The following is a 1,670-nucleotide window of genomic DNA, read 5'->3' as shown; positions in this document are numbered from 1 at the left end:
ATCTTCAACGAAGGCGGTCCTGACATCCAGTTCGGGATCCGCAATCGCGAGCATGTTTTGTCAGGCAGGAACGTGCTGCTGGTGAATGCGTGGGAGCCGCGTTTCTATGAGCATCGCCCACAATCGCAACCGACGGTGCTGCTTGCACTTTATCTGGAGCCGGATTGGTTGAAGGAGGTCGACCGGCGTTTCGCGTACAGCATTCATCCCCGTTTCTTTCCGAGGTCTTCCGTGTCGGTGCAGGGGAAGCTCAGCCGCCTTCATACAGACCTGCTCGACATTCTGACTGACCGTGAAGGCCAGTCGCTTCAAGCGGTCCAGGGGCTGATCGCCGACATGACCGGTGAACTGGTCGGTATATCGCCCCGAGGGAACGCACTTTCAGCAGCCGGACTCGTTGGCGGTATCGCGTACGACATCAGGATTCGTCGCGCGATCGAAGCGATGAAACAGGTAAGGGGCGTCCCGCCGGACTTCGACGATCTCGCACAAACGGTTGGGCTATCGCGTCCGCACTTCTTCCATCTCTTCCGCAAGCAGACCGGCATGACCCCGGCGACTCTCAGCACCATGCTGAGGATGGACCTGTCGATCGAAGGCGTCTCGCAGCGCGAGATGGCCCTTCAGGATATTGCGCTCGATCTGGGCTGCGACTCGCCGGGAAACTTCACCCGCTTCTTTGCTCGTCAGCAAGGCGTGACGCCCAGCCAATACAGACAAAACGTACAATTTGTCACCGGGCAAGGTCGGTGACGCCAGGGTTGTCGAGTCGACGTTAGCATCGGTGGTTGCAACTCAAAACAGGATCAAGCTCGCCCCGCCGGGTGGGACGTTCAACAGGCTGATCACCTCCCGCGATATCTGCGCGAAGAGAAAGAAGAATTTGGTCGAAAGGCGAGGCGTCCAACCACGGATCAATACACAACGTGCTCCACCGTTTCTATAGCCGCTGTCCACGAGCCCTGCATCAACTTACGGCTGGCCGAAAATTGTCAGTGGTAACAGTCGATTCTTGAGTGTAACGTCGAGTTACGCGATATGGCGAGATTCTAAGTTAAGTCAAGTGAACCAAGAGGTCTGACCGTAAGCCAGCCAATAAGCCGGGCGCACTTCAGGTCGCTCCGACGGCTTGCGGGGTTGCCGATGCCAAAAAGTCGTGGCCTTCCCAGGTTAGCCGCCAGTCAGTTCCCATCAAGCGTACGAGATTCGCGTCGGACAGCAGGTTCAATTGGTAGCCTACTCCTCGGTTGGAAACATCGAACTCGGTCCTGAGCGCTGCTTCGATGTCAAAATTCGCTGAGTTGCGAGGACTTGTTTCCTTCGAGCGTTTTCAGTATGGCAAGCGCCAAACTCATATCGCGTTTCACGTTCTTCCTCCTATCGTAGATCCAATGATTGAGCGAACTGGTCCCTTGCGACAACTTGCATCCAGGCATGCCGGATTGGGCCTGGCGGAACGCGAACGCGCAGCGCTAGGGCGCACGGTACGAGCGGAAAATCGCACGGGCTTTTCCCAGCGCGACGCTATGTCGGGCTACGCATAGTCCTCGACCGGGTCGTCCGGCATCGTGTGTTCGACCGATTTTTCATGCTCCTCTCGGGCGGCTTCGGACGGCGACAAGGGTGGCTCGCCGGCGGGCTTCCGCGCCGGCCGTGGGGTCGCCTTGGCT

General features: G+C 58.0%; 1 protein-coding gene. It reads left to right on the top strand.

From position 1 onward, the window contains the following. Window positions 1-753: helix-turn-helix transcriptional regulator (locus WCA53_RS07590; RefSeq protein ID WP_423907566.1), on the top strand; the 753-nt coding region annotated here is incomplete at its 5' end. Window positions 754-1,670: the final 917 nt, after the last annotated feature.

Source organism: Caballeronia sp. (genome assembly GCF_049581465.1).
Classification (GTDB): Bacteria; Pseudomonadota; Gammaproteobacteria; order Burkholderiales; family Burkholderiaceae; genus Caballeronia.
This window is presented reverse-complemented; position numbering and strand designations above follow the sequence as displayed.